This is a genomic window from Kitasatospora sp. MBT66, assembly GCF_000710405.2.
GTDB classification, from domain to species: domain Bacteria; phylum Actinomycetota; class Actinomycetes; order Streptomycetales; family Streptomycetaceae; genus Kitasatospora; species Kitasatospora purpeofusca.
Genome location: NZ_JAIY01000007.1, coordinates 371,219 through 379,368, shown reverse-complemented (window position 1 = coordinate 379,368; position 8,150 = coordinate 371,219). Strand labels below are relative to the sequence as shown.

Sequence of the window (8,150 nt, the reverse complement as noted above, 5' to 3'; positions counted from 1 at the left end):
GGACCGGCGCCCGGACCACCGCCCGGACCGCCGCCGACTGGATCGAACGCCGCTGCGCCGCCGAACCGGTGGTCCTGCCCGGGCTGCACTTCGGACGCTCCGGCGCCGCCTGGGCACTGCTGGACGCCGCCCGCGCCCTGGACGACCGGGCGCTCGCCCGGCGGGCGGCCGAGCTGGCCGCGCGGATAGCCGTCGAGTGGCCGAACCCGGACGTCTGCCACGGCGCGGCCGGCGCCGGCTACCTGCAACTCCGCTGCGCCGCCGAGGACCTGGCCGGATCCCCCGCCGACGACGGGACGGGCGGGGCGGCGGCGGCCGGGTCGGCGGAGTTCCTGGCCCGGGCGTCGCGGTGCGGCCACGGCCTCCTCACCGCCGCCCGGCAGGCGCCCTACGGCGCGGTGTGGCCGGTGCCGCAGGACTTCGACTCCGCGCTCGCCGGGATCACCCACCTCGGGTTCGCGCACGGGGTCGCCGGTGTCGGCGCCTTCCTGCTGGCGGCGGCCGGGGCCACCGGTGACGCCGCGCTGCTCGCCGGCGCCGTCCAAGCCGGCCGCACCCTCGCCGCCACCGCCCGCCTCGACCCCTCGGCCGCCCCGGGCCGGGCCGGCGACGGCGCCGCCCCCGCCGCCCGGTGGCCGCGGAGCGCCGACGACCCCGCGCACGTCCGCCTGACCCACTGGTGCAACGGCTCCTCCGGCGCCGGCACCTTCCTGCTGCGGCTCTGGCGCGCCACCGGCGACGCCGACGCACACCGGCTGGCCCTGGCCGCCGGGCGGGCGGTCACCGCGGGGCGCTGGCACAGCGGTGTCTGCGCCTGCCACGGCCTGGCCGGGGACGGGGAGTTCCTGCTCGACCTCGCCGAGGCCACCGGTGATCCGGGGTTCCGCTCCGCCGCCGTCGAGTCGGGCCTGCTGATCGCCGCCCGCGCGGCCCTGCGCGACGGGCTGCTGGCGCTGCCGGACGAGACCGGTACCGGGTGCGCGCCCGCGTACGGCACCGGGACGGCGGGGGCGCTGGCCTTCCTGCTGCGACTGCGGCACGGCGGCCCGCGGCTCTGGGTGGACCCGGTCCCCTTCGACACACCCTTCGACCCACCCCTCGGTGCGCCGTCCGGGCGGACCGGTCCCGGTCCGGCCGGGCGGGTGGATCCGTGGACGTGACCACCCGGGCCGGGACCCAGGCCCTGCGCCGGCTCGGCTTCACCTTCGCCCCCGACGGCAGCCACGCCGCCTGCCTGGCCTCCGCCGCCGACGGCGGCTGGTACGCCGAGAGCTGGCACCTCCCCGCCCGGGGCCCCGCCCGGCCGACCGGGCTCCCGCTGCCCGGCCACCGCTCCGAGGACCTCCGCTCGCAGCTGGTCGCCCTGCCGGACGGCTCGGTGCTGGTCCGCCGGGCCGACGGCGACCGGCACGACCTGGTGACACTCTCCGCCGCCACCGACCAGTACGGCCGGGCCGTCACCGCCGAACGGCCGCTGACCACCCTGCGGATGCCCGGGCTCCGGCTCCTGCCGCTCCCGGCGGGCGCGCCGTCCGGCCCCCGCGCCCCGGTCGCCCTCGCCGTGGGCAGCGACACCCGACCGGGCACCACGGTCTGGGTGGTCCGGGCCGACGGCTCGCCACCGCACCAGATCGCCGAGATCCCGGGCCTGCACGGCGGTGGCATCTGGCTGGACCACGCCGGCGCACTGCTGGCCCTCGACCGGGTGGGCGACGGGCTGGTCCGCACCGTGGTGCTCGATCTGCGCACCGGCACCGTCACCCCGCTGCTGGAGATCGGCGAGCGCAGCAACGACCGGCTGCTGCTGTTCGACCCGGACAGCCGGTTCGCCATGGTGCGCAGCGACGCGCCCGGCACCGACCGGATCGGCTGGGGCGTGCCGGGCGGCGGGGAGCCGCTGCGGTTCCCCGAAGTCCTGCACGTCGCGGGCATGTTGCTGCGGCCGGTCGCCCTGCGTCCGGCCGCCGACGGACCCCGGGTCGCGGTGCAGATCGACCACGGCGCGGGCTGCTCGCTCGCCCTGTGGCGGCCCGCCCTGGGCCGGCTGGACCCGCTGCCGGTCCCGCCCGGACGCCTGGGCGCGGTCGGCCACTGGTCGGCGGACGGGCTGCGGCTGCCGTACTCGGCGCCGGACCACCCGGCCGCGCTCGCCACCCTGGACGTGGACGCGCTGCTGACCCAGGGCCCGGTCGCCAGCACCTCGGGGCCGGTGCCGCTGCCGCTCCAACTGGCGCCGCTGGGCTCGGGGTTGCCGGGGCCGTGGCGGGACACCGTGCTGCCCTGGCAGCCCGGCACCACCAGGAGCCGCCCCGGCACGACGCCGCGCGGCTGGCGGCTGGACGGCTCCGCCGAGCCGGGCGACGGCGGCCGCTGGCACCCAGCGCAGAGCCTCGAACTCTCCGGCCCGACGGGCCCGTTGGAGGCCGTGGTGTACGGCGGGGACGCCTGGCTGAGCAGCCCCCAGCTGGTGCTCGCCCTGCACGGCGGCCCGGCGGACGCCTGGCGGCTGGAGTTCGACCCGGCACTGCAGCGGATGGCCGGCGAGGGCCTGGCCGTGCTCGCCCCGAACCAGCGCGGCTCGACGGGCTACGGGGTGGCGCACGCGCTGGCCATCCGGGGCGCCTGGGGCGGGCCCGATCTCGACGACGTCCTGCATCTGCTGGAGGGCATCGCCGGCCAGCGGGCCGCGCTCGGACTGGAGCCGCCGGCCCTGTTCGGGGTCAGCTACGGCGCCTTCCTCGCACTGCTGGCGGCGGCCCACGCGCCGGCCGAGCAGGTGGCGCGCTGCGCGGTGGTCGCGCCGTTCCTGTCCGGCGCCCGGCTGCTCGCCGAAGCCGCCGACCCGGTCCGGGCGTTGACCACCCGGCTGGGCGGCGGGGAGCCGATCGCGGACGCCCGCGGACCGCGCGACGTGCTCCAGCTGGCGCACCGGATCGGCGCGCCGCTGCTGGTCGTGCACGGTGACCGGGACGAGGTGGTACCGGTGAGCCAGTCCCGTTCGCTGCGGCACGAGTTGCTGCGGATCGGGCGCACCGAGGGCGCCGACTTCCGCTACGTCGAGGCGGCGGGGGCCGGGCACGAGGTGCTGGCCGAGGAGGGCGGCGCGGTGCTGCACGAACTGCTGGCGGGCTTCCTGCGCACCGGCCGCCCGGGTTAGGGCGTTTCCCGGGGGCCGCCGGGGCGGTGGTGCTGCTCGACCATCGTCCGGACCGGCGGTGGCAGCCAGTCGTCGTCCCGGCACCAGTCGCCGGCGAGCTGCCGCAGGACGTCGTCCGCGGTGGGCCGGCGCCGGGGGTCGGGGTCCAGGCAGCGGGCCACGACCGCCGACAGGTGCGCGGGAAGCAGGCCCAGCGCGGATTCCAGCGGCACACCCGGGGCGAACGGGGCCGCGCCGCCGGCGTGGCACAGCACCATGCCGAAGGCGTACAGGTCGACGGCGGGGGTCACCGGTGCGCCGGAGAGCTGTTCCGGGGCGACGAAGCCGGCCGTGCCGACGACGAATCCGGTGGAGGTGAGCCGGGTGTCGTCGGCGGCCTGGGCGATGCCGAAGTCGATCAGCCGCGGGCCGGTGCCGGAGACGATGACGTTGCCCGGTTTGAGGTCGCGGTGGATCACACCGCAGCGGTGGATCTCCGCCAGCGCCTCGGCGATCCCGGCCGCGAGCGCGTGCAGGGTGCGGGCCGGTACCGGGCCGTGCCGACGGAGGACCTCCTGCAGCGTCGGGCCGGGGATGTACTCGGTGGCCAGCCAGGGCGGGCTGCCGTACGGATCCGCGTCGACCACGGGCACGGTGTGGAAGCCGCCGACCTTGCGCGCGGCCTCGATCTCGCGGGCGAAGCGGCGCCGGAAGGACGGGTCGGCGGCGAGTTCCGGGTTCACCACCTTCACGGCGACCGGGCGGCCGCCCGGGGTGAGGCCCAGGTAGACCGTCCCCATGCCGCCCCGGCCCAGCTCGCCGGTCAGGCGGAAGCGGCCGAGGCTGCCGAGGTCGCCGAGCGCGGGAGCGGTCGGGGGGTGCGCGTCGGCGGGCGGCGGGGTGGCGCGGTGGGCGGGTGACGCGCCGCCGGGCAACGCAATGCCGGGCAACGCGCCGCCCGGCAGGTTCCCGCCCGGCACCGCGGGCGGGCCGACGGGGTTCCGTTCGGGCGGGCGTCGGCGGGCCCGCCGACGCCCCACCGAGGTGAGCACGACGATCAGCATCACGACGAACGCGACCGCCACCAAGAACAACGGATGCATCCGGCCCCCGCCTCGCTGGTGTCCGGGCCACCCCGTCCCCGTGCCGCGGCCCCTGGGCGGAGTGTCCCAGATCCACCCGCCCCGCGGGGGCGAATCCCCCTGCGGGGAACGCCCGTCGAGCACCCCGCCCGCCCCGGCGGTTAGGGTGGCGGCCGCGCCCCGGCCGGGTCCAGCAGTACCGGCCGGAGGCCGGACGACCCGCACCCTCGCACGGAAGCACGGACAGACGATCTTGATCTCCGACACCCTCACCGACACCGACGAGACCACGGCCGAGGACACCGCGGCGGCCGGTCGCCACCGCGGCCGCTCCGCCGCCGACGACACCCCCGAGGCGGACCCACACGGCCGCCATCGCGCGGCCTCGGCCGACCTGGCCTGAGCCGGTCGCGGTGGGTCCGGCCCGGCGAGGTGCCGCGGCCGGACCCACCGCCCGGCGCCCGAGCCCGCAGTCCGTCAGTCCGCAGCCCTCAGCCCTCAGCCCGGCAGCACGACCGTCCGCAGCGCCTCGCCGCCCCGCATCTGCGCCAGCGCCTCGTTGACCTCCGCCAGCGCGACCCGGTGCGTGACCATCCCCGCCAGGTCGATCCGCCCGGCCCGCCACAGCTCCACCACCAGCGCCACGGTGTCCGACAGCGGGGCCCCGCCGTACAGCGAGGGCAGCAGCCGCTTCTCGTTGAAGAACAGCTCCCCCATGGTGAACTGCACCCGGTCGTCCTGCGCCCCGGCGCCGATCACCACGACGGCGCCGCCGCGCCGGGCCGCGTCGTACGCCGCCCGGACGGTGGCCGAGCGGCCGACTGCCTCGAAGACGTAGTCGAAGCCGCCGCCCGGCAGGCCCTTCGCCGCCGCCCTGAGCTCCTCGGGGGCGAGTGCCTCGGTCGCGCCGAAGGCGAGCGCCCGTTCCCGGCGGGACACCACCGGGTCGACCACCGCGATCCGGGCCGCGCCGCAGACCCGGGCGCCCTGGACGGCGGCGACGCCCACCCCGCCGGCGCCGATCACCGCGACCGACGCGCCGGGCTCGACCCGGGCGGTGCGGACGGCCGCGCCGATGCCGGTGGTCACGCCGCAGCCGATCAGCGCGGCCAGTTCGTACGGGAGGTCGGCGGGCACCGGGACCACCGCGTCGCGGTCCACCACCACCTCCTCGGCGAAGGTGCCGGTGCCGTAGAAGCCGGACGCCTCCCCCGCGCCGTCCCCGTCCCCGCCGAAGCGGAAGCCCGGGGCGCCGAGCCGCCGCAGACCGGCCACGCAGAGGTGGGAGCGCCCGCGCCCGCAGTGCGCGCAGCGGCCGCACGGCGCGATCCAGCTGAGCACCACCCGGTCACCGGCGGCGACCCCCGTCACTCCCTCGCCGACCTCGACCACGTCGCCGGCCCCCTCGTGGCCGGGGACGAACGGCGCGGGCTGGGGCAGGACGCCGCTCATCGCCGACAGGTCGGAGTGGCAGAGGCTGGCGGCCCGCAGCCGGATCCTCACCTTGCCCGGTCCGAAGCCGACCGCCTCGACGTCGTCGCGGACGTCGAGCGTGTCCTGACCGGTCCTGTGCAGGATGGCGGCGCGCATGGGCTGCTCCCGGGTCCTTCGCGGATTCGCGGATCGTCGGTCGGGCCGATTCTGGCACGCCGCGCCCGGACCGAGTAGAACGTGTTCCACTCGGCCCGGGCCGTCCGCACGGACGGCGGCCCGCACCCCCGCGGCGGGCCGTCGCCCGTTGCGCACGGCCCGGGGGGACGGCGGGGGCTCTGGGGCGAGCCCTATCCCTCCGGGGCCGCACCACCCTGTTCGATCAGGTGGATGAGCCGCTTGAGCTGGGTGACCTCGTCCCGGAGGGCGCGGTCACCGGCGGGAGTGAGGGAGAGCCAGGTACGGGCCCGTCTGCCCTCGTAGCCCTTCTCGACGGCGACCAGTCCGGCCTTCTCCAGGACGGCCAGGTGCTGGCTGAGATTTCCGGCGGTGAGGCCGAGTGCCGTGCGGAGGAAGCCGAACTCGACGCGGCGCGCCTCGTGGGCCACGGTGAGGATCCCGAGGCGGACGCGCTGGTGGACCACGTCGTCGAGTCCGTTGACGGGGTGCTGATCGTGCTCTTCGGTCATGAGGCGTCGCGCCGCCGGGGCAGCTGGACCAGGGCGAAGCCGAGGGCGCCGAGCAGCAGGAACACCCCGGGGACGATCAGACGGGGCAGGCCCGACCAGGGCGAGGCGGCGCCGATCCCCGCCCAGCCGGTGGAGATCGGCACCAGTTCGAGGAGCAGGTAGGCCAGCGCGAAGAGCAGCAGCGCGCGGCTGCGCTCGACCCAGGACAGCACCAGCAGCGGCAGCCCGACGGCCGCGGCCTCCCCGGTGAGCCGTTCGAGGAACTGCGTCGTCCCGGCCCCGGGGTCGAGCTGCAGGCTCCAGAAGTCGAGCGGCTCACCGGGCTGCGGGATCCCGTTCCGGCCGACCCAGAACATGGTCGCCGCCACCACCACGACGAGGGCGACGCCGGTGAGGACGTAGGGCCGGATCGGGCTCCCGACGCCGCGCGCACGGGCGCGGCGGACGTAGAAGACCGCGGTCGCGGCGTAGACGAGGGCGATCCCGGCCGTCCAGTAGAGCGGCGACCCCTGCTTGGCGGCGGTGCAGACCGTGAGGACCACATCGGCCCGCGAGGGGCCGGGCGGGCAGGGGGTGACCTCCTCGACCCTGAACGTGAGGCGGTCGACCAGGATCCCGCCGAGGGTGAGCACGCCGAACAGGAGGAGGGGGAACCAGGTGGCGCGCTGGGCGGCGCGGACCCTGCGGGTCAGATCACCGAGACTGGCGAGCACTTCTTGGGGGGCGCCCGACGACGGCACCGATGCGTCTGTCATGGCGTCAGCTTTGCATCACAAACAAGTTATGGCAAGAAACCTGCTTGGACTGCAGAGCACGTGCGGCGGACCGGCCGGTCGGCGCCTCCGACGCGTGCGGCGGGAGAGTGCCGCCGCGGGCTCGGGGTCGGGCCGTACCGTCCAGTAGGGTCCGACGGCGGGCCGGAAACCGGACCGCGCCGCCACCCACCACCCCCGCCGAGGAGCAGCACCATGTCCGACCTCCTGCAGACCGCGCACCCCCGGCCCGAGGTGCTGGCCGCGTTCGAGGGCGCGACCGGGTTCATGCCCGTCGACGAGGGCCTCGCGCTCTACGCCGCCGCCGTGGCCGCCGCCCGCCGCACCGGCCGCCCCCTGCTGGAGATCGGCACCTACTGCGGCCGCTCGGCGATCCTGCTGGCCGAGGCCGCCCGGGAGACCGGCACCGTGGCGCTGACCGTCGACCACCACCGCGGCTCCGAGGAGCAGCAGCCCGGCTGGGAGTACCACGACCCGACCCTGGTCGACCCCGAGGTCGGCCGGATGGACACCCTCCCCCGGTTCCGCCGCACCCTGCACGCGGCCGGCCTGGAGGAGCACGTGATCGCCCTGGTCGGCCGCTCGCCCCGGATCGCGGCGCTGTGGGGCGGCGAGCTGGCCCTGGTCTTCGTCGACGGCGGCCACACCGACGAGCACGCCACCGCCGACTACGAGGGCTGGGTGCCGCACCTGGCGCCCGAGGGCCTGCTGGTCGTCCACGACGTCTTCCCCGACCCGGCCGACGGCGGCCAGGCCCCCTACCGGGTGTACCTGCGGGCGCTGGCGGAGGGCTTCGAGGAGGTCTCGGTGACCGGTTCGCTGCGCGTCCTGCGCCGCGCCACCGCCGGCTGACCCGCAGGTCGGGGCCACTGTCCGGCCCCGCCGCACCCGGCACCCCGCGGACACCGCCGTCCGGCCGCCGCGCGGGGTGTCCGGAATCGGCCGAGCCGCCCCACGGGCGATCACGGATGCTCTAACGTCGTGCCGGGGCTGCCGGGCGGGGGGCGGGAAAGGTACGGTGTCCGCGCGGTCGCGGGCG

Annotated in this window: 8 protein-coding genes; 4 read left to right on the top strand and 4 right to left on the bottom strand. The window is 77.3% G+C overall.

The window, feature by feature from the left end:
- Positions 1-1,160 (top strand): lanthionine synthetase LanC family protein (locus BI06_RS21215; protein ID WP_304440887.1); only part of this gene is annotated, 1,160 nt, incomplete at its 5' end.
- Positions 1,151-3,157 (top strand): alpha/beta fold hydrolase, encoded by a 2,007-nt coding sequence (locus BI06_RS21210; protein WP_051741526.1) that lies wholly within the window; start codon positions 1,151-1,153, stop codon positions 3,155-3,157. The genes BI06_RS21215 and BI06_RS21210, both read left to right, overlap by 10 nt.
- Here BI06_RS21210 and BI06_RS21205 read toward each other — a convergent pair.
- Entirely contained in the window at positions 3,154-4,239 is a 1,086-nt protein-coding gene (locus tag BI06_RS21205; protein WP_149030436.1) for a serine/threonine-protein kinase, read from the bottom strand. The two genes, BI06_RS21210 and BI06_RS21205, sit on opposite strands and share 4 nt — an antisense overlap.
- A gap of 232 nt (positions 4,240-4,471) precedes the next feature.
- On the opposite strand from BI06_RS21205, the gene BI06_RS51010 reads away from it, so the two are divergent.
- Positions 4,472-4,621 carry a hypothetical protein gene (locus tag BI06_RS51010; protein WP_158516450.1) on the top strand — a complete coding sequence of 50 codons (150 nt, stop codon included), beginning with the start codon at positions 4,472-4,474 and terminating at the stop codon, positions 4,619-4,621.
- A gap of 95 nt (positions 4,622-4,716) precedes the next feature.
- Here the strand turns inward: BI06_RS51010 and BI06_RS21200 are convergent, their stop codons facing one another.
- From BI06_RS21200 to BI06_RS21190, 3 genes are all read right to left on the bottom strand, one after another.
- A complete protein-coding gene (locus BI06_RS21200) occupies positions 4,717-5,808 on the bottom strand; it encodes a Zn-dependent alcohol dehydrogenase (RefSeq protein WP_043470502.1) in 1,092 nt (363 codons plus the stop codon).
- 191 nt (positions 5,809-5,999) lie between these two features.
- A complete protein-coding gene (locus tag BI06_RS21195) occupies positions 6,000-6,338 on the bottom strand; it encodes a transcriptional regulator (protein ID WP_030391610.1) in 339 nt (112 codons plus the stop codon).
- Entirely contained in the window at positions 6,335-7,093 is a 759-nt protein-coding gene (locus BI06_RS21190) for a hypothetical protein (RefSeq protein ID WP_149030435.1), read from the bottom strand. The genes BI06_RS21195 and BI06_RS21190 overlap by 4 nt, the downstream gene beginning before the upstream one ends.
- A 213-nt stretch (positions 7,094-7,306) precedes the next feature.
- Between BI06_RS21190 and BI06_RS21185 the strand changes: the two genes are divergently transcribed.
- Positions 7,307-7,963, top strand: coding sequence for a class I SAM-dependent methyltransferase (locus BI06_RS21185; protein ID WP_043470489.1), 657 nt, complete (start codon positions 7,307-7,309; stop codon positions 7,961-7,963).
- Positions 7,964-8,150: the final 187 nt, after the last annotated feature.